This is a genomic window from Streptomyces sp. NPDC006134 (assembly GCF_040628835.1).
Lineage (GTDB): Bacteria > Actinomycetota > Actinomycetes > Streptomycetales > Streptomycetaceae > Streptomyces.
The window spans coordinates 109,746-133,287 of sequence record NZ_JBEXTV010000018.1 but is presented as its reverse complement, the minus strand read 5'-3'; the positions used below and the strand labels follow the sequence as shown (position 1 = coordinate 133,287).

Annotated in this window: 21 protein-coding genes and 1 tRNA gene; 11 read left to right on the top strand and 11 right to left on the bottom strand. The window is 73.6% G+C overall.

Features of this window, described 5'->3' with window-relative positions:
- The coding region (locus ABZ340_RS14750) for a homocysteine S-methyltransferase family protein (RefSeq protein ID WP_358782145.1) at positions 1–956 on the bottom strand (956 nt) is incomplete at its 3' end.
- Between the two features lie 818 nt (positions 957–1,774).
- On the opposite strand from ABZ340_RS14750, the gene ABZ340_RS14745 reads away from it, so the two are divergent.
- The 5 genes from ABZ340_RS14745 (at position 1,775) to ABZ340_RS14725 (ending at position 8,259) form a co-directional block, all read left to right on the top strand.
- Positions 1,775–2,539: an IclR family transcriptional regulator gene (locus tag ABZ340_RS14745; protein ID WP_358782144.1), complete on the top strand. Its 765-nt coding sequence runs from the start codon at positions 1,775–1,777 to the stop codon at positions 2,537–2,539.
- Positions 2,540–2,899: 360 nt separating this feature from the next.
- On the top strand, positions 2,900–3,694 hold the full coding sequence (locus ABZ340_RS14740; RefSeq protein ID WP_358782143.1) for an MIP/aquaporin family protein: 795 nt from the start codon (positions 2,900–2,902) through the stop codon (positions 3,692–3,694).
- Between the two features lie 133 nt (positions 3,695–3,827).
- Positions 3,828–5,366, top strand: coding sequence for a glycerol kinase GlpK (gene glpK, locus ABZ340_RS14735; protein ID WP_358782142.1), 1,539 nt, complete (start codon positions 3,828–3,830; stop codon positions 5,364–5,366).
- Between the two features lie 29 nt (positions 5,367–5,395).
- On the top strand, positions 5,396–7,012 hold the full coding sequence (locus ABZ340_RS14730) for a glycerol-3-phosphate dehydrogenase/oxidase (RefSeq protein ID WP_358782141.1): 1,617 nt from the start codon (positions 5,396–5,398) through the stop codon (positions 7,010–7,012).
- Between the two features lie 245 nt (positions 7,013–7,257).
- On the top strand, positions 7,258–8,259 hold the full coding sequence (locus ABZ340_RS14725; RefSeq protein ID WP_358782140.1) for a PAC2 family protein: 1,002 nt from the start codon (positions 7,258–7,260) through the stop codon (positions 8,257–8,259).
- Positions 8,260–8,336: 77 nt separating this feature from the next.
- Here the strand turns inward: ABZ340_RS14725 and mshC are convergent, their stop codons facing one another.
- The 4 genes from mshC to ABZ340_RS14705 form a co-directional block, all read right to left on the bottom strand.
- Positions 8,337–9,566, bottom strand: a complete 1,230-nt coding sequence (gene mshC / locus ABZ340_RS14720; RefSeq protein ID WP_358782139.1) for a cysteine--1-D-myo-inosityl 2-amino-2-deoxy-alpha-D-glucopyranoside ligase — start codon at positions 9,564–9,566, stop codon at positions 8,337–8,339.
- 229 nt (positions 9,567–9,795) lie between these two features.
- Entirely contained in the window at positions 9,796–10,626 is an 831-nt protein-coding gene (locus ABZ340_RS14715) for an SCO1664 family protein (RefSeq protein WP_358782138.1), read from the bottom strand.
- A complete protein-coding gene (locus tag ABZ340_RS14710; RefSeq protein WP_358782137.1) occupies positions 10,590–11,180 on the bottom strand; it encodes a DUF3090 domain-containing protein in 591 nt (196 codons plus the stop codon). The genes ABZ340_RS14715 and ABZ340_RS14710 overlap by 37 nt, the downstream gene beginning before the upstream one ends.
- Before the next feature lie 125 nt (positions 11,181–11,305).
- The gene (locus ABZ340_RS14705) at positions 11,306–11,992 is read right to left on the bottom strand and encodes a histidine phosphatase family protein (protein ID WP_358782136.1); all 687 of its coding nucleotides are present in this window, start codon (positions 11,990–11,992) and stop codon (positions 11,306–11,308) included.
- Between the two features lie 61 nt (positions 11,993–12,053).
- On the opposite strand from ABZ340_RS14705, the gene corA reads away from it, so the two are divergent.
- On the top strand, positions 12,054–13,055 hold the full coding sequence (corA, locus tag ABZ340_RS14700; protein ID WP_358782135.1) for a magnesium/cobalt transporter CorA: 1,002 nt from the start codon (positions 12,054–12,056) through the stop codon (positions 13,053–13,055).
- Positions 13,056–13,074: 19 nt separating this feature from the next.
- On the opposite strand, the gene ABZ340_RS14695 is transcribed toward corA, so the two are convergent.
- Together ABZ340_RS14695 and ABZ340_RS14690 are read right to left on the bottom strand one after the other, a co-directional pair.
- Positions 13,075–13,863, bottom strand: a complete 789-nt coding sequence (locus ABZ340_RS14695) for a ferritin-like domain-containing protein (RefSeq protein WP_358782134.1) — start codon at positions 13,861–13,863, stop codon at positions 13,075–13,077.
- A gap of 256 nt (positions 13,864–14,119) precedes the next feature.
- Positions 14,120–15,175 (bottom strand): LLM class F420-dependent oxidoreductase, encoded by a 1,056-nt coding sequence (locus tag ABZ340_RS14690; RefSeq protein WP_358782133.1) that lies wholly within the window; start codon positions 15,173–15,175, stop codon positions 14,120–14,122.
- A gap of 211 nt (positions 15,176–15,386) precedes the next feature.
- Between ABZ340_RS14690 and ABZ340_RS14685 the strand changes: the two genes are divergently transcribed.
- Together ABZ340_RS14685 and ABZ340_RS14680 are read left to right on the top strand one after the other, a co-directional pair.
- A complete protein-coding gene (locus ABZ340_RS14685; RefSeq protein ID WP_358782132.1) occupies positions 15,387–16,373 on the top strand; it encodes an aldo/keto reductase in 987 nt (328 codons plus the stop codon).
- A complete protein-coding gene (locus ABZ340_RS14680) occupies positions 16,370–18,862 on the top strand; it encodes an ATP-dependent RecD-like DNA helicase (protein ID WP_358782131.1) in 2,493 nt (830 codons plus the stop codon). The genes ABZ340_RS14685 and ABZ340_RS14680 overlap by 4 nt, the downstream gene beginning before the upstream one ends.
- Positions 18,863–18,965: 103 nt before the next feature.
- Here ABZ340_RS14680 and ABZ340_RS14675 read toward each other — a convergent pair whose 3' ends face one another.
- Entirely contained in the window at positions 18,966–19,700 is a 735-nt protein-coding gene (locus tag ABZ340_RS14675) for a hypothetical protein (RefSeq protein WP_358782130.1), read from the bottom strand.
- 47 nt (positions 19,701–19,747) lie between these two features.
- Between ABZ340_RS14675 and ABZ340_RS14670 the strand changes: the two genes are divergently transcribed.
- Positions 19,748–19,936, top strand: coding sequence for a DUF5703 family protein (locus ABZ340_RS14670; RefSeq protein WP_125500254.1), 189 nt, complete (start codon positions 19,748–19,750; stop codon positions 19,934–19,936).
- A 120-nt stretch (positions 19,937–20,056) separates the two neighbouring features.
- Here the strand turns inward: ABZ340_RS14670 and ABZ340_RS14665 are convergent, their stop codons facing one another.
- From ABZ340_RS14665 to ABZ340_RS14655, 3 genes are all read right to left on the bottom strand, one after another.
- Complete coding sequence (locus ABZ340_RS14665) at positions 20,057–20,881, bottom strand: chaplin (RefSeq protein WP_358782129.1); 825 nt, start codon at positions 20,879–20,881, stop codon at positions 20,057–20,059.
- 147 nt (positions 20,882–21,028) lie between these two features.
- The gene (chpH, locus tag ABZ340_RS14660; protein WP_358782154.1) at positions 21,029–21,262 is read right to left on the bottom strand and encodes a chaplin ChpH; all 234 of its coding nucleotides are present in this window, start codon (positions 21,260–21,262) and stop codon (positions 21,029–21,031) included.
- A 187-nt stretch (positions 21,263–21,449) separates the two neighbouring features.
- Positions 21,450–22,775, bottom strand: a complete 1,326-nt coding sequence (locus tag ABZ340_RS14655) for a M20/M25/M40 family metallo-hydrolase (protein ID WP_358782128.1) — start codon at positions 22,773–22,775, stop codon at positions 21,450–21,452.
- Between the two features lie 200 nt (positions 22,776–22,975).
- Here ABZ340_RS14655 and ABZ340_RS14650 point away from each other — a divergent pair.
- Together ABZ340_RS14650 and ABZ340_RS14645 are read left to right on the top strand one after the other, a co-directional pair.
- Positions 22,976–23,063, top strand: a tRNA-Leu gene (locus ABZ340_RS14650).
- Positions 23,064–23,134: 71 nt separating this feature from the next.
- A complete protein-coding gene (locus ABZ340_RS14645) occupies positions 23,135–23,506 on the top strand; it encodes a YchJ family metal-binding protein (RefSeq protein WP_358782127.1) in 372 nt (123 codons plus the stop codon).
- Positions 23,507–23,542: the final 36 nt, after the last annotated feature.

The window sequence follows — 23,542 nt, the reverse complement described above, 5'->3', positions numbered from 1 at the left end:
ACGCGCTCCACGACCTGCCGCAGGTGCTCCGGCGTCGTCCCGCAGCAGCCGCCCACCAGGGACAGGCCGTACTCGCGCACGAAGGTCTCCTGCGCGTCCGCCAGCTCCGGCGCCGTCAGCGGGTAGTGGGCGCCGTCCTTGCCCAGGACCGGCAGACCGGCATTGGGCATGCAGGACAGCGGGATGCGGGAGTGGCGCGAGAGGAAGCGCAGGTGCTCGCTCATCTCCGCCGGGCCCGTCGCGCAGTTCAGGCCGATCATGTCGATGCCGAGCGGTTCCAGCGCGGTCAGGGCCGCGCCGATCTCCGAGCCCAGCAGCATGGTGCCGGTCGTCTCCACGGTCACCGACACGATCAGCGGCGCGTCCAGGCCGGCGGTCCGAAGGGCGCGGCGGGCCCCGAGGACGGCGGCCTTGGTCTGCAGCAGGTCCTGGGTGGTCTCGACGAGCAGCGCGTCCGCGCCGCCCGCGAGCAGACCCTCCGCGTTCCGCTGGTAGGCGTCACGCAGGGTCGTGTACGGGGCGTGGCCGAGGGTGGGCAGCTTGGTGCCGGGGCCCATGGAGCCCAGCACCCAGCGCGGGCGGCCGTCGCCGGCCGCGAACTCGTCGGCCACCTCGCGGGCCACCCGGGCGCCGGCCTCGGACAGCTCGTACACGCGGTCGGCGATGTCGTACTCGCCGAGAGCGGAGTGGTTGGCGCCGAAGGTGTTGGTCTCGACGCAGTCGACGCCGACGGCGTAGTACGCCTCGTGGACCGAGCGGACGATGTCCGGCCGGGTCAGGTTCAGGACCTCGTTGCACCCCTCCAGCTGCTGGAAGTCGTCCAGCGAGGGGTTCTGCGCCTGGAGCATGGTGCCCATCGCCCCGTCGGCGACCACCACACGGGTGGCGAGCGCCTCACGCAGGGCGGACACACGGGTCCGGCTGTCGGCGGAAGGGGTGGACGGCGACGAGGCCATGAAGGGGCTCCCTTGGATGCGACGGCTGTCGGCTTTGCGCTTCCCGGAACACGCCCGCGGCGGACGGCCCGGAGGAACACGCACGCCGCCAGGGTAGCCGGGACCGCGGGCGGACGGTCAGGGGCGTCCACGGGACGGACGGGAACGGGACGGGAACGGAGCGGGGGCGGGAGGGCGGATCACGGCGGGCGGCAGCCCTGCGGGCGGGGACCGGGCGCGCCGCGGTGGCCTGCGCGGGTGACCTGCGCGGACGGGGCGGGCGGGGCGGGGCGAACGGGGTGGCGCTGACGGCACAGGCGGCTCGGCCCCGGAGGCGCACGCGGGTCAGTCCCGGCGGCACGGGCGGGACAGCCCCGGCGGCACAGGCGGGACAGCCCCGGCGACGCACGCGAGACGGCCCCGGAGGCACAGGCGGGACGGCCCCGGCGGCACAGGCGGGACAGCCCCGGCGACGCACGCGGGACAGCCCCGGAGGCACAGGCGGGACGACCCCGGCGGCACAGGCCGGGGAGTGCCGGGGCGTGTGCGCGGCCTGGCCTACCCTTGCGCCGGCGGCCGACTTCCCGGGCGACGGCCCGTACGAGAGGGACCGGCGTCTTCCAGCCGGGTCCGGACCCCGCCCCCGCAGGGTCCTCCCGCCGCCTCCGACCAGGCCCGGACGAGTCCGGGGCGGCGCCCGCCTGGGCGGACGGGCCGGCGCGACCGTGGCCGACCGACCATTGGCGGCAGGTCGGTAACCACCGGTAGTGTTCGACAATGCCGAACAGCGGCAGCGACACCGCGAAGGCGGCAGTCGAAGGGACGGAGGCAGTACGGCGATGGCACGGAACATCCAGTCGCTCGAACGGGCGGCCGCGATGCTGCGGCTGCTCGCGGGCGGCGAGCGGCGGCTCGGCCTGTCGGACATCGCCTCCTCGCTGGGCCTCGCCAAGGGCACCGCGCACGGCATCCTGCGCACCCTCCAGCACGAGGGCTTCGTCGAGCAGGACGACGCGTCCGGCCGCTACCAGCTCGGCGCCGAGCTGCTGCGGCTCGGCACGACCTACCTCGACGTGCACGAGCTGCGGGCGCGCGCCCTGGTGTGGACGGACGACCTGGCCCGCTCCAGCGGCGAGAGCGTCTACCTGGGCGTCCTGCACCAGCAGGGCGTGCTGATCGTGCACCACGTCTTCCGGCCCGACGACAGCCGGCAGGTGCTGGAGATCGGGGCGATGCAGCCGCTGCACTCCACGGCCCTGGGCAAGGTGCTGTCGGCGTACGACCCGGTGGCCCGCAGCGAGGCCGCCGAGTCCGAGCGCCGGGCGTTCACCGACCGGACCGTCTGCGACCTGGACGGCTTCGAGCAGATCCTCGACCTCACGCGCGCGCGTGGCTACGCGGCGGACATCGAGGAGACCTGGGAGGGCGTCGCCTCCGTCGCGGCGCCCATCCACGACCGGCGGCGGATGCCGGTGGGCGCCGTCGGCGTCACCGGCGCCGTGGAGCGGCTGTGCCGGGAGGGCGAGCTGCGGCCCGAACTGGTCGCGGCGGTGCGCGACTGCGCCCGCGCGGTCTCGCGGGACCTGGGCGCCGGGCGGTTCTGAGACACGCCTTCGGGGCAGGACGACCGGGACGCCGCACGGCGTTCCGGTCGCCGGCCTGCCCGGCGCCGGCGCCCCGCCCGCGCCCCCCGAGCCGACGCGCACACCCCGCACCACCGATCGGCCGAACCGATCGGCCGAACCGATCAATAACGATCGTGCTTTCGATAACAGAACCCTTGACGCACGAGTAACGTCAGAGCAAGACTCCCGTCCATCGGTCGGCATTGTCGAACACCTACCGGCAATACGCGCTAGAGTGTGACAACGCCAAGGGCCGCCATCGCTCTCACCCGAGGGCACCGGAAGACCCGGAGGGACCCGGGTTCGGCATCCCCTGGACGAAGGACAAAGGAGTCGCGGGTGTCCAGCTCCGACATCTTCATCGGCGAGACCATCGGTACCGCCGTGCTCATCCTGCTCGGCGGCGGGGTCTGCGCCGCCGTCACGCTCAAGGCCTCCAAGGCCCGCGACGCCGGCTGGGTCGCCATCGCCTTCGGGTGGGGTTTCGCCGTCATGACCGCGGCCTACATCTCCACGCCGCTGTCCGGCGCCCACCTCAACCCGGCCGTGACGCTCGGCATCGCCCTCAAGGACGGCGCGTGGGGCGACGTCCCGGTCTACCTGGCCGGGCAGATGCTCGGCGCCATGATCGGCGCGGCCCTGGTCTGGGCCGCCTACTACGGCCAGTTCCAGGCCCACCTCACCGACCGGGAGATCGTCGGCGGCCCGGCCCCGCGGGACACCCCGGCCAAGGCCGTCGAGGCGCAGGAGAAGGGCGCCGGCCCGGTGCTGGGCATCTTCTCCACCGGCCCGGAGATCCGCCACGCGGTGCAGAACCTCGCCACGGAGATCATCGGCACCTTCGTCCTGCTGCTCGCCATCCTCACCCAGGGCCTGAACGCCGAGGGCGACGGCCTGGGCACCCTGGGCGCCCTGATCACCGCCTTCGTCGTCGTCTCGATCGGCCTGTCCCTCGGCGGGCCGACGGGGTACGCGATCAACCCCGCCCGCGACCTCGGCCCGCGCATCGTGCACGCCCTCCTGCCCCTGCCCAACAAGGGCGGTTCCGACTGGGGGTACGCCTGGATCCCCGTCGTCGGTCCGCTGATCGGCGCGGCGATCGCCGCCGGCGTGTACAACGTCGCGTTCGCTTAGAAGTGCTCACAGGAGTACCCCGCCCAGTGCCTCGGGAGCGCCACCCCGCCCTCCCTCCGGGCACGGGCCCCGAGCCGCACGGCACGCGCCGTCCACGCACGTCCCACCACCACGGAACTTCCAGGAGCACACAGTGACCGACGCCCACACCGCCGGCCCCTTCATCGCGGCGATCGACCAGGGCACGACCTCGTCCCGCTGCATCGTCTTCGACCGGGACGGCCGGATCGTCTCCGTCGACCAGAAGGAGCACGAGCAGATCTTCCCCCGGCCGGGCTGGGTCGAGCACGACGCCACCGAGATCTGGGCCAACGTCCAGGAGGTCGTCGCCGGTGCCGTCGCCAAGGCCGGCATCACCCGCGACGACATCAAGGCCATCGGCATCACCAACCAGCGCGAGACCACCCTCGTGTGGGACCGGCACACCGGCGAGCCCGTCCACAACGCCATCGTCTGGCAGGACACCCGCACCGACGCCCTGTGCCGGGAACTGGCCCGCAACGTCGGCCAGGACCGCTTCCGCCGCGAGACCGGCCTGCCCCTGGCCTCCTACTTCGCCGGCCCCAAGGCCCGCTGGCTGCTCGACAACGTCGAGGGCCTGCGCGAGCGCGCCGAGGCGGGCGACCTGCTCTTCGGCACCATGGACAGCTGGGTCGTCTGGAACCTGACCGGCGGCACCGACGGCGGCCGGCACGTCACCGACGTCACCAACGCCTCCCGCACCCTGCTGATGAACCTGCGCACCCTCCGGTGGGACGAGCGGATCTGCGAGTCCATCGGCGTGCCGCCGCAGATGCTCCCCGAGATCCGCTCCTCCGCCGAGGTGTACGGCGAGATCAGGGGCGGCCGGCTGGGCGAGCTGCTCGGCGGCGTCCCGGTCGCCTCCGCGCTCGGCGACCAGCAGGCGGCCCTGTTCGGGCAGACCTGCTTCTCCGAGGGCGAGACCAAGTCGACGTACGGCACCGGCACCTTCATGCTGATGAACACCGGTGACAAGGTCATCAACTCCTACAGCGGGCTGGTGACCACCGTCGGCTACCAGATCGGCGACGAGAGGCCGGTCTACGCCCTGGAGGGCTCCATCGCCGTCACCGGCTCCCTGGTGCAGTGGATGCGCGACCAGATGGGCCTGATCTCCACCGCCGCCGAGATCGAGACGCTGGCGATGCAGGTCGAGGACAACGGCGGCGCGTACTTCGTACCGGCCTTCTCCGGCCTCTTCGCCCCGTACTGGCGCTCCGACGCCCGCGGCGTGATCGCCGGCCTGACCCGGTACGTCACCAAGGCGCACCTCGCGCGCGCCGTCCTGGAGGCCACCGCCTGGCAGACCCGGGAGATCGCCGACGCCATGACCAAGGACTCCGGCGTCGAGCTGACCGCCCTCAAGGTCGACGGCGGCATGACCTCCAACAACCTGCTGATGCAGACCCTCTCGGACTTCCTGGACGCCCCCGTGGTGCGCCCGATGGTGGCCGAGACGACCTGCCTCGGCGCCGCCTACGCCGCCGGCCTCGCCGTCGGCTTCTGGAGCAGCACCGACGACCTGCGCGCCAACTGGCGGCGGGCCGCCGAGTGGACCCCCCGCATGGACGCGGCCACCCGCGACCGTGAGTACAAGAACTGGCTCAAGGCCGTCGAGCGGACCATGGGCTGGATCGACGACGAAGGCTGACACGAGCCGACGAGGAGCAAGAACCCGACATGACCACTCAGTCCACCCTGCAGTCCGTGCCTGCCCTGGGGACGCACCCGGCCTCCGGCTCCCACCCGAGCCGCGCCGAGACCAGGGAGCAGCTCTCCAAGGCGTCGTACGACCTCCTCGTGATCGGCGGCGGCATCCTCGGCATCTCCACCGCCTGGCATGCCGCGCAGTCCGGTCTCAGGGTGGCCCTGGTCGACGCCGGCGACTTCGCCGGCGCCACCTCCTCCGCCTCCTCCAAGCTGCTCCACGGCGGCCTGCGCTACCTGCAGACCGGCGCGGTGAAGCTGGTGGCGGAGAACCACTTCGAGCGCCGCGCGGTCTCCCGCCAGGTGGCCCCCCACCTGGCGAACCCGCTCACCTTCTACCTGCCCGTGTACAAGGGCGGCCCGCACGGCGCGGCCAAGCTCGGCGCCGGCGTCTTCGCCTACTCGGCGCTGAGCGCCTTCGGCGACGGCGTCGGCCACCTGCTCTCCCCCGCCAAGGCACAGGCCGACGTCCCCGAGCTGCGCACCGAGAACCTCAAGGCCGTGGCCGTCTACGGCGACGACCAGATGAACGACGCGCGGATGGCGCTGATGACGGTCCGCGCGGCCGTCGAGGCGGGCGCCGTCGTCCTCAACCACGCCGAGGTCACCGGCCTGCGCTTCACCCGGGGCCGCGTCACCGGCGCCGAGCTGAAGGACCGCCTGTCCGGCGACGAGTTCGGCGTGAACGCCCGCCTGGTGCTGAACGCGACCGGCCCCTGGGTCGACCACCTGCGCCGCATGGAGGACCCGAACGCCGCCCCGTCCATCCGCCTGTCCAAGGGCGCCCACCTGGTGCTGAAGCGGACCTCGCCGTGGAAGGCCGCGCTGGCGACCCCCATCGACAAGTACCGCATCACCTTCGCCCTCCCCTGGGAGGACATGCTGCTGCTCGGCACCACCGACGAGGAGTACGAGGGCGACCCGGCCGACGTCGCCGTCACCGACAAGGACATATCCCAGATCCTCGACGAGGCCGCCTTCTCCATCCGCGACCGGCAGCTCGACCGGGACCTGATCACGTACGCCTTCGCGGGCCTGCGCGTGCTGCCGGGCGGGCCCGGAGACACCGCCAAGGCCAAGCGCGAGACCGTGGTGACCGAGGGCCGGGGCGGCATGCTGTCCGTCGCGGGCGGCAAGTGGACCACCTTCCGCCACATCGGCCGTACGGTGATGAGGAAGCTCCAGTCGCTGCCGGGCCACCCGCTGGGCGACGGCTTCGAGCCGGTCTCCTCCCTGCCGAGGAAGCTGCCGCTGCCCGGTGTCGCCAACCCGCGCGCGGTCGCCCACCGCCTCCTGGCGGACCGTCCGGCGCCCGGCCCGCGCATGGCGGCGGACACCGCCCGGCACCTGGCCACCCACTACGGCTCGCTGGCGTTCGACATCGCCCGCCTGGCCAACGACGACCCCGCCCTCGCCGAGCGCGTCCACCCCGACGCCCCGGAGATCTGGGCGCAGGTCGTCTGGGCCCGCGACCACGAGTGGGCCGAGACCCCGGACGACGTGCTGCGCCGCCGCACCACGCTGACCATCCGCGGCCTGGCCACGGACGAGATCCGCGCGAAGGTGCAGGACCTGCTCGACAAGAAGTAGCCACCGGGCGCCCCCTGCCCCCAAGGGCGGCTCCGCATCCTCGGAGCCGCCCCTTCCGGTGTGCCCCTCCCCTGCCCCCGGCCCGTCTCCGGCCGCCCCGGGCCGGCCCTGCCCGCCCGGGTGTTCCGGGCCGGTTCCCGGGGCAGTGATGGGGTCACTGCCCCGTACAAGGGGGCTGCGGGCTCCCCCGCGGCACGCCGTAAGGTTGGGTGGTCAAGCGAGGGCACGTCGGAAGGAGGCACTGGGTGATCGAGCTCGAGGGGGTTCCCGAGCTGATCGACCCGGTCATGGTGGCCGCGTTCGAGGGCTGGAACGATGCCGGCGACGCCGCCTCCACCGCGGTCGCGCATCTGGACAGGGAGTGGAAGGGCGAGGTGTTCGCGGCGCTGGACGCCGAGGACTACTACGACTTCCAGGTGAACCGTCCCACGGTGTTCATGGACGGCGGCGTCCGCAAGATCATGTGGCCGACGACGCGGTTGTCGGTGGTCCGGGTCGGCGGCGACAAGCCGCGGGACCTGGTGCTGGTCCGGGGGATCGAACCGTCCATGCGCTGGCGCTCGTTCTGCAACGAGCTGCTGGGTTTCGCCCACGAGCTGGGCGTGGAGCTGGTGGTCATCCTGGGCGCCCTGCTGGGCGACACCCCGCACACGCGTCCGGTCCCGATCAGCGGGACCACTTCGGACCCCGACCTGGCGCGCCGCATGGACCTGGAGGAGACCAAGTACGAGGGCCCGACGGGCATCGTCGGCGTCCTGCAGGAGGCGTGCACGCACGCCGGTGTGCCCGCGGTGTCGCTGTGGGCCGCGGTGCCGCACTACGTGTCGCAGCCGCCGAACCCGAAGGCGACCCTGGCCCTCCTCAACCGCCTGGAGGACCTGATCGACGTGCGCATCCCGCTGGGCGAGCTGCCCGAGGACGCGCGCGCCTGGCAGGTGGGCGTGGACCAGCTCGCCGCCGAGGACAGCGAGGTCGCCGAGTACGTGCAGACGCTGGAGGAGGCCCGGGACACCGCGGAGCTGCCGGAGGCGTCGGGCGAGGCGATCGCCCGCGAGTTCGAGCGGTACCTGCGGCGCCGGGACGGGGGCGGCGGGCCGTCCGGCGGGCACGCCACGGCGGACGGCGGCGACGCCACGCCGGGCCCGTCCGGCACGCCGTACCTGCGGGACAACCCCGGCGGCCGGACCCGGCCGCCGAAGCCGCCGGCGGCGGGCGGCGGGGACGACGAGGAGTCCCCGGAGGAGTGACGACACGGCCGGGGGAGCGCACGCTCCCCCGGCCGTCGGTCGGTTCAGGCCCCGCCCGGTTCCCTTACCCGGTTCCCTTACAGGGCGACGCCCAGCAGCGCGTCGACGGCGCGCGACACCAGGCCGGGCGCGCCCGTGTCCGTACCGCCGGTCTCGTCCTGGAGGGCGGCCCAGCGGTCGACCGCGGCGAGCGCGGCCGGGGCGTCCAGGTCGTTCGCAAGGGCGTCGCGGATCTCCTCGACGAGGGCGTCGGCGGCCGGGCCGTCGGGCCGGGACACGGCCGCGCGCCAGCGGCCGAGGCGGGCGACGGCGTCCTGGAGCACCTGGTCGGTCCACTCCCAGTCGGAGCGGTAGTGGTGGGCGAGCAGCGCCAGGCGGATGGCGGCGGGGTCGACGCCGTCGCGCCGCAGCTTCGAGACGAAGACCAGGTTGCCCTTGGACTTGGACATCTTCTCGCCGTCGAGGGCGACCATGCCGGCGTGGACGTACGCCTTGGCCATGGGGAACTCGCCGGTGAGGACCTGGGCGTGCGAGGCGCCCATCTCGTGGTGGGGGAAGGCGAGGTCGGAGCCGCCGCCCTGGACGTCGAAGCCCATGCCGAGGTGGTCGAGGGCGATGGCGACGCACTCGATGTGCCAGCCGGGCCGCCCGCGGCCCAGCGAGCCGCCGTCCCAGCTGGGCTCGCCCTCGCGGGCCGCCATCCACAGCATCGGGTCGAGGGGGTTCTTCTTGCCCGGCCGGTCCGGGTCGCCGCCGCGCTCGGCGGACAGCAGCCGCATCGCGGCGGCGTCCAGGTTCGAGACCTGGCCGAAGTGGGGGTCGGACTCGACGGAGAAGTAGACGTCCCCGTCGAGTTCGTAGGCGGCACCGAGGTCCCGCAGCCGCTCCACGAGCGGCACGATGCCGGGTATGGCCTCCACGGCGCCTATGTACTGCCGGGGCGGCAGCATGCGCAGCGCCGTCATGTCCTCGCGGAAGAGAGCGGTCTCCTTCTCGGCGAGAGCGCTCCAGTCGACGCCGTCCCGCTCGGCCCGCTCCAGCAGCGGGTCGTCGACGTCGGTGACGTTCTGGACGTAGTGGACCTGCCGCTTGGTGTCGAGCCACACGCGCTGCACGAGGTCGAACGCGTTGTAGGTCGCCGCGTGTCCCATGTGGGTGGCGTCGTACGGCGTGATGCCGCAGACGTAGATACGGGCGACGGGACCGGGGTCGAGGGTGACGAGGCCGCCGGTCGCGGTGTCGTGGATCCTCAGGTCGCGGCCCTGACCAGGCAGGGCGGGGACCTCGGAAGCGGGCCAGGCATGCATGTCATGAGCGTAACCGGAGCGAGGTTGCGGCCACGAACCGGACCGAGGGGATGACCGAAGAGACGCTCTTGCGCGCGCCCGGCCGCTGTGCTGCGGCGGTGCCGCACCGGGCCGGGCCGCCCTGTGCCGGTGCGGCGGCCCGTCCGGGCCACCCCTGTACCGGGCACCCCTGTGCCGGCCACCCCTGTGCCGGCCACCCCTGTACCGGGCGCTCCTGCACCGGCGGCTCCTACACCGGCGGCCAGGGGATCGCCGGCCACTCCCCGCCCGGCTCCGGGTGGACCCCGGAGGCCAGCAGCGCATCCACCCGCGCGCGCGTGGCGTCGATCTCGGCGGGGGTGATCAGTCCGGCCAGCCGGGCCGCCAGGGTGCCGCCGTCCTCCAGCGCCTCCCTCAGCCCGCCGAGCACGGCCACGGCCTCCTCGGTGAGGGGTTCCCCGGCCCAGCCCCACAGCAGCGTGCGCAGCTTGTTCTCGGCGTGGAAGGTGACCCCGTGATCGATGCCGTACAGCCGCCCCCCGCCCGCGGGCAGCAGGTGGCCGCCCTTGCGGTCGGCGTTGTTGATCACGGCGTCGAGCACGGCGAGCCGCCGCAGGCGCTCGTCGTCGGCGTGCACGAGCAGCGCGGTCCGCCCCTCGCCGACCTCGGCGAACCCGATCGCCTTCCAGCCGGGGCCGGGTTCCTCGCCCTCCACCAGGGCGAGCAGTTCCGCCTCCGGCTCCGTCTCGATCCACAGCTGGCACATGCCCTCGCCGTAGGGCCCGTCCCGCAGCACGGTGGGCGGCACGAGCCCCCAGCCGGTGGCCTCGGAGACCTCGTACGCGGCGACCTCCCGCCCGGCCAGCGTGCCGTCGGGGAAGTCCCACAGGGGGCGCTCCCCGGCGACCGGTTTGTAGACGCAGGCGGCCTCGCGGCCCTCGTGCGTCACCGTGCAGTACAGCGCCGCGTTGGACGCCTCACGGATGCGTCCGCGGACGGTCAGCTCGCCCCGGGCGAGCAGGCCGGCGGCCGGTTCCCCGGCCGTCACGCCCCGCGGCGGTATCCGTTCTGGCGCGGACATACATGTCCTTCCGGGTCGAGCGGGAGGCTGCACAGCGGGCACGGCGGCCGCCCGGCGTTGACGACGTCCAGGGCGCGCTTGGCGAAGGCTCTGGCCTGCGCGCCGGTGAGCCGGACCCGCAGCATCGGAGGCCCGTTCTCCTCGTCCTGCAAAAGCCGCTCCTCGGCCTCGGCGAGGTCCTCCTCGGAGTCGGCGTCGAGTTCGACGAGGGCCTGTGCCTCGACGATCATGCGCTGTTCCTCGCCGTCCCAGGCCAGCGCCATGGTGCCGACCCGGAACTCCTCCTCGATGGGGGTGTCCAGCGGGGCGGTGTCGGTGATCTCCACGGGGGCGACGGCGGGGACGGCGGCGCTGCCGCCGCTGCGGCGCACCACCTCGTCAAGAAGCTCGTCCATGCGTTCGGCGAGCGCGGCGACCTGGGTCTTCTCCAGGGCCACGCTGGTCACCCGGGAGCCGGCGGAGGCCTGGAGGAAGAACGTACGGCGCCCGGGCAGTCCGACCGTACCGGCCACGAAGCGCTCCGGCTGGTCGTAGAGGAACACCTGACGGGACACGTCCTGTCTCCATTGAATGTCGTGGCGAAAAGGCGGATCGGCGGGATGAACGAAACATGAACGGAACCTGATGGACGCCGCGGGACGGCGCTGCTGCGACCGCTTCACCCTACTGCGGCCGACGATCACGGTGCGCCCGCACCACCCCCGACGGTCGCGTCGTCGCCCGGCGGCTCCTCCCGCGGCGCCAGGGAGGCGAAGTCGCCGGTGTCGCCGAGACGGACGAGGAAGGGCCGCAGCCGGGTGTAGCGGATCGCGGTGACGGAACACGGTTCGACACTGATCCGCTGGAAGAGGTCGAGATGGAGCCCGAGCGCGTCCGCGACGAGCGACTTGATGATGTCCCCGTGCGAGCACATGAGGTAGACGGCGTCGGCGCCGTGGTCGCGCTCCACGCGCGCGTTCCACTCGCGCACCGCCTCCGCGGCGCGGGTCTGCATCGCGCGCATCGACTCACCGCCGGGGAAGGCCGCCGCCGAGGGGTGCGCCTGCACCACCTCCATCAGCGGCTCGTCCTTGAGCTCGTCGAGCTTGCGGCCGGACCAGTCGCCGTAGTGGCACTCCCCGATCCGCTCGTCGGTGTGGGGGCGCAGCCCGGGCCGGGCGTCGAGCAGCGGCCGGATCGTCTCCTGGCAGCGCTGCAGCGGGCTGGCGACGACTTCGGCGAGGGGCAGCCCGGCGAGCCGCCCGGGCAGAGCGGCGGCCTGTGCGGCGCCGCGTTCGTCGAGGCCGACGCCGGGCGTCCAGCCGGCGAGCAGCCCCTCGGTGTTGGCGGTGGAACGTCCGTGCCTGACCAGGATCAGCGTGGGCATGCGGCCAGGGTAGGCGTAAGGAACGGCGCGGCGGCGCCGGGGTGAGGGGAGAATACGTTCGGTGATCGTCGACTGCGCCATCTACCGGGACGGGCGGCGCCGCGAGGGGCCCGAGGACTTCTCCGACGCGCTCGGCGAGGCGCGCTCCGCGGGCGGGTTCGTCTGGGTCGGGCTGCACGAGCCGACCGCGGAGGAGTTCGACCTGGTCACGCAGGAGTTCGCGCTGCATCCGCTGGCCGTGGAGGACGCCCTCAAGGCCCACCAGCGGCCCAAGCTGGAGGTGTACGAGGACTCGCTGTTCATGGTGCTCAAGCCGGTCGTGTACGAGGCGGCCAGCGACATCGTCTCCTCCGGCGAGCTCATGATCTTCCTGGGGGACGCGTTCGTGGTGACGGTCCGCCACGGCGAGGGCGCTCCGCTGAAGGCGGTGCGGCACCGGCTGGAGCAGGAGCCCGAGCTGCTCGCCAAGGGCCCCACCGCGGTGCTGTACGCGATCGCCGACGCCGCCGTCGACCACTACCTGGACGTGGCGACCGAGCTGCAGACCGACCTGGAGGAGCTGGAGGCGGAGGTGTTCTCGCCGGAGGACGGCGGCTCGCGCCACACCGCCTCGCGGATCTACAACTTCAAGCGGCAGATCCTGGAGTTCCGCCGCGCCGTCGGCCCGCTGGCGCCGCCGCTGTCCCGGCTGGCGGGCACGGGCCCGTTCGGCGGGTCGGTGCGGGTGCCGTTCGTGGACGACACCGCGCGGCCCTTCTTCCGGGACGTGCACGACCACCTCACGCGCGTGAACGAATCGGTGGAGGGCCTGGACCGGCTGGTCTCGGACATCCTGTCGGCGCATCTGGCGCAGATGAGCGTCCGGCAGAACGACGACATGCGGAAGATCTCCGCGTGGGCGGCCATGGCCGCGATCCCCACGATGATCGCGGGGATCTACGGCATGAACTTCGACCACATGCCGGAGCTGCGCTGGGTGTGGTCCTATCCGGCGCTGATCGCGCTGATGGCCGTCCTGGAGGTGCTGGTGTACCGGCTGTTCAAGCGCCGGGGCTGGCTCTGAGGCGGTACGCCCCGCGCGGTCAGGCGAACTCGGGCGCGGCGGAGGCCGGGCCGCCCAGAGCGTCGCGCCGCTCCGGCATCCTCAGGGTCGCCATCCGGCGCCAGCCGCCGAGGCGCTCGTAGGCGTACACCGCGCGGATGCCCGCGGCGAGCGCCGCCGACTTCGCCTTCGGCCAGCCGAGGATGCACCCCATGCGGGCCATCACGGCGAGGCTGACGTCCCGGTGGACGCGGATCTCGGCGAGCGCGTACTCCCGCAGCGTGCGCCGGATGAACCGGCCGTGTCCGGCGGCGGCGAAGCGGAGCAGTTCCTCGTGGGCGTAGGCGAGGTGGGCGTCCTCGTCGCTGGAGATCATCTTGACGGCCCGGCCGATGTCGGGGTGGCCGGCGAAGTACTTGCGCAGCAGCGCCATCTGCTCGGCCGCGCGCTGCTCGGTGACCCGGCTGTGCGCCAGGTAGACGATGACGTCCTCCACCGTCAGCGGCCGGTCCGCCGTGAGCTTCCCGTGCGCCAGGCCGATGCCGCGCCGCTCCAGGAGCATCGTGTAGTCGGTCTCGGGGGGAACCGGCACCGGTTCCAGGCCCCGCTTCCTCAGCAGGGCGCCGAAGATGCGTCCGTGCTTGTCCTCGTCCGCCCCGTGCCGGGCGATCCTGGGGGCGAGCGCGCGTTCGCTCTCGGGCACCAGGGCGGCGATGCGCGCGTTCTCCCAGCCGCCCTGTGCCTCCCCGCCGGCCGCGATGGAGCAGAACAGACGGAACGACTCGTCGTGGTCGAGGATCTCCTGGAACAGGTTCTTCGCCGAAAGCATCGGTGGACACCTCTCTGCTCCGCCTCAGCGGAGTCCCGCGCGGATTCCGCAGAGAACGAGTCAAAGGGCGCGACCGCGCGGGGGGCAACAGGTGCGCCGGACGACTCCGCCGAAAGGGGGACGGCCAGGGGCGGGGGAAGGCGTAACCGGGCGGGCGCGGGCGCGTTGTCCTCCGTGACGGCCGTGGCGGGGAAGACCCCCGAGCCCCCACCACGGCCGCAGAAACCTCACCGGCCGCATCGGGCCGTACGCCGCGTCACGCGAGGCCCGCGCGCTCCAGGGCCTCGGCGCCGGCGCGCAGGGCGGCGATCCGCTCGTCGAGCGTGAAGCCCGCCGGGGCGAGGGAGAGGGTGGTCACCCCGGCCGCCGCGTAGGCCTTCATCCGGTCCGCGATCCGGTCCACGGACCCCAGCAGCGTCGTCCGGTCGATCAGCTCGTGCGGTACGGCGGCCGCGGCGCCCTGCTTGTCTCCCGACAGGTACTTCTCCTGGATCTCGGCGGCGGCCTGCTCGTACCCCATGCGCCGGGCGAGGCGGTTGTAGAAGTTCTGCTGGGGGCTGCCCATGCCGCCGACGTACAGCGCGGTGTACGGGCGGAAGGTGTCGGCGAGCGCGGGCACGTCCTTGTCGTCGCCGAGGGCCAGCGGCAGGGTCGGGCAGACGTCGAAGCCGTCGAGGCTCTTGCCGGCCTTCTCGCGCCCGGCGCGCAGGTGCCGGATCGCGGTCTCCTCCAGGTGGTCGGCGGAGGGGAAGATCAGCAGGGCGCCGTCGGCGATCTCGCCGGTCTGCTCCAGGTTCTTCGGGCCGATCGCGGCGATGTACAGCGGGATGTGCTCGCGCTGCGGGTGCACGGTCAGCTTGATCGGCTTGCCCGGGCCGCCGGGCAGGGGCAGCGTCCAGTGCTCGCCCTCGTACGTCAGCCGCTCCCGCGTCATCGCCCTGCGCACGATCTCGACGTACTCGCGGGTGCGGGAGAGCGGCTTGTCGAACTTCACGCCGTACCAGCCCTCGGACACCTGCGGGCCGGAGACGCCGAGGCCGAGCCGGAAGCGGCCGCCCGAGAGGGAGTCGAGGGTGGCGGCCGTCATCGCGGTCATCGCGGGCTGGCGGGCCGGGATCTGGAAGATGGCCGAGCCGACGTCGATGCGCTCGGTCCGGGCGGCGACCCAGGCGAGCACGGTGGCCGCGTCGGAGCCGTAGGCCTCGGCGGCCCAGCAGACGGCGTAGCCGAGCCGGTCGGCCTCCTGGGCGACGGCGAGGTTGTCCGCGTCCATTCCGGCGCCCCAGTAGCCGAGGTTGATCCCGAGCTGCATGGCCGATTCCCCTTACCGATCAGTAACGTCCGTTGGGGCCCGACCTTAGCGCGGCTTCCGCGCGCGCGTCAGCAGCGGGCGTCCGCGCTGGGGTGCGGGAAACGCGGGAAACGCGGGAAACACGGAGCGGCGGTGCGCGGCCGCGGGGAGATCGACATCGGTTGTCCACAGGCACCCACGGGCGAACCCCTGGCCAGTAATCTCGGCGTTCATGGAGCAGAGGCATCTCGGCCGCACCGGCCTGCGCGTGTCCCGCATCGGTCTCGGCACCCTGACCTGGGGGCGGGACACCGACGAGCATGACGCGGCGGAGCTGCTGAAGACGTTCTGGGAGGCGGGCGGGACCCTCGTCGACACCGCGGACGTGTACGGCGACGGGGAGGCCGAGTACCTGCTCGGCAAGCTCATCGACGGGCTGGTGCCGCGCCGGGACCTGGTGATCTCGACGAAGGCGGGCAGCGTACCGGACCCCGACCGCCGCTTCGACGGCTCGCGCGGCCACCTGCTCTCCGCGCTGGACGCCTCGCTCGCCCGGCTCGGCACGGACCACGTCGACCTGTGGCACATCCACGCCTTCGACCCCCACACGCCGCTGGAGGAGACGCTCGGCGCCCTGGACCTGGCGGTCAGCAGCGGCCGGGCCCGCTACGCCGGGGTCTCCAACTTCTGCGGCTGGCAGCTGGCCAAGGCGGCGACCTGGCAGCTGGCCGCGCCGGGCGCGCGGACCCGGCTGGCCAGTACGCAGATGGAGTACTCGCTGCTCCAGCGCGGCGTCGAGCGCGAGGTGCTGCCCGCCGCGCTCGACCTCGGGATCGGGCTGCTGCCCTCCTCACCGCTGGGCCGCGGCGTCCTGACCGGCAAGTACCGGGGGGACACCACGCCGCCGGACTCGCGGGCCGCCTCCGAGCACCTGGCACCGTTCGTGGCGCCCTACCTCGACGACACGGCGAGCCGCATCGTGGACGCGGTGGCGACGGCGGCGGACGGCCTCGCGGTGACCCCGCTCCAGGTCGCCCTCGCCTGGGTCCGGGACCGGCCCGGCGTGGCCGCGCCCATCGTCGGCGCGCGCAACGCGCGGCAGCTCACGGCGGCGTTGTCAGTGGAGGCGCTTAGTCTTCCTGACGAGATCTGCCGGGCGCTCGACGACGTGTCGGCGCCCGTGCACCACTATCCCGATCACGACTGGAGCACGCTGTGAGCACGGAGCCCGAGACCACGGAGCACGCCGAGCCGGGGACGCCGGGCACCACGGGGGCCGACGCCGCCCAGGGCACGGGCGCGCCGGCCGAGGCGCAGGACATCGCGGGCGGCGGGGGTGACGCCCCGGGCCCGGAAGGAGCGGGCGGCGGGAGCCGGCCGGATGGGGGCGGGGAGGCCGGCGGCGCGGACCCGGACGGCCGGCAGGCCCCGCACGCGGACGGCGGGGACGGCGGGGACCGCGAGGACGGGACCGGGGACGCCGACGGCGAGGGCCCCGGTGCCGGGGACCCGCGAACCGAGGACGAGGGCGAGGACGGGGCCGGGGACGCCGACGGCGCGGGGCCCGAGGGCGGGACCACCGGCGAAGGCCCCGGTGCCGGGGACCTGCGAACCGAGGACGGGGCCGCGGACGCGGATGCCGGCAGCGCTGAGGCCGCGGGCGAGGGCCGGAACCTGTCCGAGGCCGAGGCCGAGTTGCTCGCCCAGCGGCTCGAACGGGAGCGCATCGAGCGGCGGAAGGCCGAGAAGCAGGGGCCGATCGCGAGCGGGCGCAAGCTCAGCGGCAAGGCGGCCGATCTGCTCGCCGCCGTCCGGGCCGTCGAGAGCGGCGAGAAGCCGCCGGCCACCGTCTTCGACGCCCCCGCGCCGAAGCCGCCCCGTCCCGCCCCGGAGCCGGTACGCCGGCCCCAGCCGGCCCCGGCGGCCGTCGCGCCCGCCGCCCCCGCGCCCGAGGCCGTCCAGGCCGTGCGGCGCACGCTGGCCGCGGGCGGCGCGCCCGAGACGCTCGCACCGCAGGTCGCCGCGGTCCTCGGCGAGGGCGCGGACGAGCGGCTGCGCGCGGACCCCTGGCAGTTGCTGCGCGTCCCGGGCGTGCGGCCGGAGCAGGCCGACGGGTTCGCGCGGGCGCTGCTCGGCGCGGAGTGCGGCCCCGGCGACGAGCGGCGGGGCCGCGCGGTCACCGGCTGGCTCCTGGAGCAGGCGGCCCTGGCCGGGCACACCGCCCTGGAGCTGCCCCAGCTCACGGCCGCGCTGGGCCGGTACGGCGTCCCGGACGCCGACGCCGCCGTGCAGAGCGCGCTCGCCGAGGGCGAGGCCCTGGTCTTCCGGGACGCCCTGGAGGAGCCCGGCGGGACGGCCCGGCGGGACGACGCGGCGGAGGAGGACGGTGCGGACGGCGAGGGCCCGGTCCGCGTCCTGGTCGGCCTGGAACGGTACGCGCTCGCGGAGGAGAGCCTCGCCGACGGCCTGGCCCGGCTGGTGAACTCGGCGCCGGCGCAGGCCGCCGCCGAGGAGGACTGGGAGCGGGCCGCCGCGGAGCAGGGCTCCGCGGCCGAGCTGATCCGCGCGGTCGCGGCCCACGGCCTGGTCCTGCACACGGGCGGCGAGGCGTCCCTCGCCGAACCGGCGGCGCTGCTGCGCGCCGCCCAGGGCCTCGGCCTGCGCGCCTGGGCGGCCACGCCCGGTGCGGCCGGCCGCGCCCGCTTCACGGCCCTGCTGGACCGGCCGGCGGACACCGCGGCGGCCTCGCCGGCGCCCGTGACCACCGTGACCGGTCTTTTGGCCGGGTCGGAGGGGCCGGGGCGGGACGCGGACGGGGCGCTCGACCTCGACCTGCTCATCGTGTTCGACGCGCCCCAGCTGGACGTCGAGGCGGCGGCGCTGCTGACGGAGTCGCTGCCGGACGGGGCCCGGCTGGTGCTGGCCGGGGATCCGGCGGTGCTGTGGTCCGTGGGGCCGGGGCGGGTCTTCGCCGATCTCCTGGCGGCGCGGATCTGTCCCCGGATCGCCTCCCGGCGACCGGATCCCGGGCCGCTGGGCGAGCTGGTCTCCGGCATCGGCGCCGGAGAGCTGGTCCAGGTGCGGGCCCCGGGCAAGGAGGTCGTGATCGTCCCGGTGCGGGACGCGGGCGAGGCCGTGCACCGGACCGTGCAGCTGGTCGCCGACTCGGTGCCGCGCGCGATCGGCGTCCCCGCCGACGAGACCCAGGTGATCACCCCGGGGCACGGCGGTGCCGTCGGCACCCGCGTGCTGAACGCGGCGCTGAAGGAACGGCTCAATCCGGGCCCCGGCCGCTTCGGCGGCTTCGACCCCGGCGACCGTGTCGCCTACTCCCCCGCCCCGGGCCGTACGCTGCCGGGCCGGGTGGTGGGGGCCGACGCGGACGGGCTGCACCTGTCCTGCGCCGGTGAGGCCGTCGTCGTACCCAAGGAGCGGGTGGAGCGGTGTGTGCGGCACGGGTGGGCGCTGACCGCGCACCAGGCGGCGGGCGGCCGGTGGCCCGCGGTGGTCGTGGTGCTGCCGGGTGACGCCGCACCGGCCCTCAGCCGTCCCTGGGTCTACACGGCGTTCGGCCGGGCCGAGCGCCATCTGTCCGTCGTGCACGGGGTGGAGCAGGCGCTGCCGCGTGCCGTGGCCGAGGTCCCGGCCAAGCCGCGGACGACCCGCCTGCCGGCGCTGCTGGTTCCCCAGGTGCCCGCGGCCGGCTGAGCGGGCCGGGGACGGAACGCGGCGGCGGTGGCCGCCGGGAGCTGCCCCCGGCGGCCACCGCCGCCGTCGTACCGCCGTCGTGCCGTGGGACGGGGCCCGCGGCTCAGCGTTCGGCGTCGAGCGGTTCGAGCTCCTCGTCCTCGTCCGGGTCCGTGTCGAGGTCGTCGGGTTCCTCCACGTCCTCGGCGTCATCGTCGTCGATGTCGTCATCGTCGTCGATGTCGTCGTCGATGTCGTCGTCGAAGACCGCGCTGACGTCGAAGCGGCAGACCACCCGCTGCGGGTCGATCTGCTCGAACGGTGCCTCCAGCCACTCGCCGGCCTCGGCGGGTTCGTCCGCGGCCGTCACCCACAGCGTGGAGTCGCCCTCCTCCAGGCCGAACTCCTTGTGCCGGGAGGCGATCTCGTCCGGTTCGAACTCGCCGAACAGGAGGCCGAGCGCACCGTGGACCGTGCCGGAGGCGCTCGCGCCCGCGCGGTCGTCCTCGTCCGCCGCCTCGATCCGCCGGGCCTGCGCCAGCAGCCGCTGCGGCTCCACGACGGTGTAGTCGCGGCGGATCAGTACGCTCAGCGCGTTCGGTTCCTCCGGGCCCGTGTACGGCGGCAGCGTGTCGTCCGCTCCGGGGATCTCGAAGGGGGTGACCTCGTCGTAGCGGTCGTAGAGCAGCTCGTCGTACGCCTCTGCGGCCGCGGCCAGCTGGTTGAACGCCTCGTAGACGGCCGGGTCGTCCTCCCCCGACCTGCGTTCGACCGCGGCCAGGTGGCGGTCGAGCGCGGTCTTGACCGCCTCGGCGGCGGCGCGTACCTCGGCAGCGGTGGGCTGCGCAGCATCAGACATAGTGCAGACGCTATCCGTAGCAGGCCCCAGCCCGCACAATAGATGCGATGCCGGAATACGAATTTGTCGACGTGTACGTACCTCGCGGGGTCTCCCGCAAGGAGGCGACACGTCTGCTGACGGACCACGCCGAGTACGGACACTGGGAGTTGTACCGCCTGAGCCTGCTGCGCGACGGCAGCCGCAGAGTGCGGTTGCGCCGACGGATCATCCGCCAGGTGCGCGCCACGTGGTGAGCGGGCACGGGCAGTGAGTGACGGAGATGCAGCGGGCCCCGCGGGTGCGGGGCCCGCTCCGTGTGCCGGGTGTACGGCACCGGGTGCGTGCCGGATGCCGTGCCGCCCCCGGCCGCCGCGTCACGCCGAGGCACGCGCCTTGCGGTAGAGGACCGCGCCCGCGAGCAGCGCGCCCGCGCCCATCGGCAGGGCGAGGCCGAGCGGCAGGTCGCTGCCGGTCTGCGCGAGCTGCGCGGTGCCCTCGGGCTGGGTGACGGTCTGGACGTCCGGCTGGTTGGGGCGCGGGGAGTCGTCCGGCCCGTCGGGGGTGCCGGGGACGTCGGGGGTGCCCGGGGTGTCGGGGGTTCCCGGATTGCCGGGGTCGCCCGGGTCGCCAGGGTTGCCCGGGTCACCAGGGTCACCGGGGTCGCCCGGGTCACCGGGGTCGCCAGGGTTGCCCGGGTCACCGGGGTTGCCCGGGTCCCCGGGAGGCGTCTCGTGGCCGCCGCCCGGCGGGGTGCCGTGGTGCCCGCCCCCGTTGGCGCAGTCGTTGCCCCCGGTGGCGTTGCCGACTCCGACGACGTCGACGCCGTTGCCGCAGACGTTCACCGGCACGTGGACCGGCGCCTGGACGTGGTTGCCCGAGCCGACGCCCGGCGAGTCACTGGCGTGGCCGCCGGCGTGCGAGCCGCCGGAGCCGCCGTGACCGCCGGAGGCCCCGCCGTCCCGGTTGACGCACGCGTTGCCCATCGCCGGGTTGAGGACGCCGATGACGTTGACCGTGTTGCCGCAGACGTTCACCGGCGCGTGCACCGGCGCCTGCACCGTGTTCCCGGACAGCACGCCGGGCGACCGGGAAGCGGAGCCGTGCGCGCCCGAGTCGGCGTGGGCGGTGCCGCCGGCGGCGGCGATCACACCGGTCGCGGCCGCCATCGTCATCAGGCCCTTGCGCGTGACCTGTCGCATTTGCTGAATACCTGCCTTCGACCTCGTGCTGATGTGCCGTAGTGACGTTGTCGCGAATTCGTCGTTCTCAAGGCGGGTCGGCCCCGGAGCGCATGGCGCGCGCTCCGGGGCCGACGGACTCAGCCCTTCAGGGGCTGAGACGCAACGTCACTTGTTGATGCAGGTGTTGCCGAAGGCGGGGTTCAGCACACCGATCACGGAGACCGTGTTGCCGCAGACGTTCACCGGGACGTGCACGGGCACCTGCACGACGTTGCCGGACGCGACACCCGGGGAGTGCACGGCGGCACCCTGGGCGCCGGAGTCGGCGACGGCCATGCCCGCACCGGTGAGAACCAGGCCACCCGTGGCGACCGCAGCAGCGACGACCTTCTTGATCATCATTCCTCCTAGTTGGCAATGTGATCCAAAGTGCGGATCACATGACGAGTAACGAGGAGGGAGTAATGGAGCTACGAGCTGATGGTCGCATTCACTCTTTCCCAGTTGGCGTAGTACGCGCGAGCGAATAGCGGAGTCTCGTTTCAGCGGGCCAAACCGGGACACATCACTTCCGGGCGTGTCGCCCTCAGGACGCGTCGATGAACCGGTCGAGCACGCGCACGCCGAACTTCAGCCCCTCCACGGGCACCCGCTCGTCGACGCCGTGGAACATGCCCGCGAAGTCCAGCTCCGGCGGCAGCTGCAGCGGCGCGAAGCCGAAGCAGCGGATGCCGAGGTCGTCGAAGGACTTGGCGTCGGTGCCGCCGGAGAGCATGTACGGCACGGCCCGCGCGATCGGGTCCTCGGCGCGCAGGGCGCTCTGCATGGCGTCGACGAGGCGGCCGTCGAAGTCGGTCTCCAGCGCCTTGTCGGCGTGCACGTCCTCGCGCTTCACGCGCGGGCCGAGGATGCGGTCGAGGTCAGCGAGGAACTCCTCCTCGTAGCCGGGCAGGAAGCGCCCGTCGACGTGGGCGGTGGCCTGGCCGGGGATGACGTTGACCTTGTAGCCGGCGCCGAGCATGGTGGGCGCCGCCGAGTTGCGCAGGGTGGTGCCGATCATGCGGGCGATGCCGCCGAGCTTGGCGAGGGTCTCGTCCATGTTCTCGGGGTCGAGTTCGGTGCCGAGCGCGTCGGACAGCTCGTCCAGGAAGGCCCGTACGGTCTTGGTGACCCTGACGGGCCACTTGTGGCGGCCGAGCCGCGCGACGGCCTCGCACAGCTCCGTGATCGCGTTGTCGTCGTTGGTCATCGAGCCGTGGCCGGCCGTGCCGTCGACGGTGAGCCGCATCCAGTGCATGCCCTTCTCGGCGGTCTCGACCAGGTAGAGGCGCAGCTTCTCGTTGACGGTGAAGGAGAACCCGCCGACCTCGCCGATCGCCTCGCTGACGCCCTCGAAGAGCTCGGGGTGCCGGTGGACCAGGTGCTTGGCGCCGTACGTGCCGCCCGCCTCCTCGTCCGCGAGGAACGCCAGCACGATGTCGCGGGGCGGCTTGCGTCCGCTGCGCAGCCGGTCCCGGACGACCGCGAGCGTCATGGCGTCCATGTCCTTCATGTCGACGGCCCCGCGTCCCCACACGCATCCGTCGGCGATCTCGCCGGAGAAGGGGTGGTGGGTCCAGTCGTCCGCGTTGGCGGGGACGACGTCGGTGTGGCCGTGGATGAGCAGGGCGGGCCGGGACGGGTCCTCCCCCTCGATCCGGGCCACCGTGGAGGCGCGTCCGGGGTGGGACTCGAAGATCTGCGGTTCGAGTCCGACCTCGGCGAGCTTCTCGGCGACGTACTCCGCCGCCTTGCGCTCGCCCGGACCCGAGTGGTCGCCGTAGTTGCTGGTGTCGATCCGGATCAGCTCGCGGCAGAGGTCCACGACCTCGTCCTCGCCGGTGACGCCCTTGGCCGTGCCCGTCTCGCTCACGTGCTTCCTCCCGCTGTCACTGCTGGTGGTCCCTGCTGGTGGGTCCCCCTCATCCTCCTCCTCCCGCCGGTGACGCCCAAGAGGGGTCCCGGCTCGTCACACGCCGTTCACGCCGGGCGGGGGGGTGATCGGGGCACCCCCGAAAGCCTGGTAATGTTTACGTCGTCGCCGCGGGGAACACCCCGCACGACAGACACCTTGTCCGGGTGGCGGAATGGCAGACGCGCTAGCTTGAGGTGCTAGTGCCCTTTATCGGGCGTGGGGGTTCAAGTCCCCCCTCGGACACCACCGAAGGCCCCTGCATCGCAGGGGCCTTCCGCGTGTCCGGGCGTCGGCCGTGAGCGGGCACAATGGCGTGCATGACCACGCGTTCCTGCCCGTGCGGACTGCCCGAGGCGTACGAGAAGTGCTGCGGCCGCCTTCACGCCGGTGCGGCGGCGCCGAGTGCCGAGGCGCTGATGCGGTCGCGCTACAGCGCGTTCGTGAAGCGTGACGAGGCGTACCTGCTGCGCACCTGGCATCCCCGGACGCGTCCGGCGCGGGTCGACTTCGACCCGGGGATGCGGTGGACCGGGCTGGAGATCCTGGAGACGAGCGGCGGGTCGGCGTTCCACACCACCGGGACGGTGACCTTCCGCGCCTCGTTCCGGGGCGGCGCGCTGCACGAGCGCAGCCGGTTCGAGCGGGTCGACGGAGCGTGGGTGTACGTCGACGGGGACTTCCTGGAGTAGTCCCTGAGCAGACGGGGCTTCCCGGAGCAGGGGCCC